Below are 608 nucleotides of genomic sequence, written 5' to 3'. Positions count from 1 at the left end.
CCGGACTGGCGGTGCGCTCGACGCGGAACCGGCGCACCAGCCCGGTCAGCGCGTCGGCCTCCTGGCGCAGGGCGTGGCTGGCGGCGGTGGCGTCCTCCACCATCGCCGCGTTCTGCTGGGTGACCCGGTCCAGCTGGCCGACGCCGGCGTTGATGTCGCCAATGCCGCTGGATTGCTCGGCCGAGGCGGTGGCGATCGACGACACCAGATCGGCGATATGCGCCACCGAGGTGACGATGGTGCCCAGCGCTTCGCCGGTCTGGTTAACCAGCCTGACGCCGCGGCCGACATGGCTGGACGAGGTCGAGATCAGCGCCTTGATCTCTTTGGCCGCTCCCGACGAGCGTTGCGCCAGGTTGCGCACCTCCGAGGCCACCACGGCAAAGCCGCGCCCGGCCTCGCCGGCGCGCGCCGCCTCGACCCCGGCATTCAGCGCCAGCAGGTTGGTCTGAAAGGCGATATCGTCGATCACCCCGATGATCCGGCCGATCTGTTCGGCGCTTGTCTCGATCTCGCCCATGGCCGCGACGGTTTCGCGGACGATCTCGCCGCTGGTCTCGGCATCGCTGCGGGCGCTGCGCACCGCGCGGTCGGCCTCGCCGGCGCCG

Annotated in this window: 1 protein-coding gene; it reads right to left on the bottom strand. The window is 71.4% G+C overall.

Annotated features, from left to right (window positions below; genetic code table 11):
- Positions 1-608, bottom strand: a 608-nt coding sequence (locus CVM52_RS26390) for a methyl-accepting chemotaxis protein (RefSeq protein ID WP_240621095.1), incomplete at both ends; no start/stop codon positions are given.

It is taken from the genome of Pseudooceanicola lipolyticus (genome assembly GCF_002786325.1).
In the GTDB taxonomy this organism is placed as follows: domain Bacteria; phylum Pseudomonadota; class Alphaproteobacteria; order Rhodobacterales; family Rhodobacteraceae; genus Pseudooceanicola_C; species Pseudooceanicola_C lipolyticus.
This window is presented reverse-complemented; position numbering and strand designations above follow the sequence as displayed.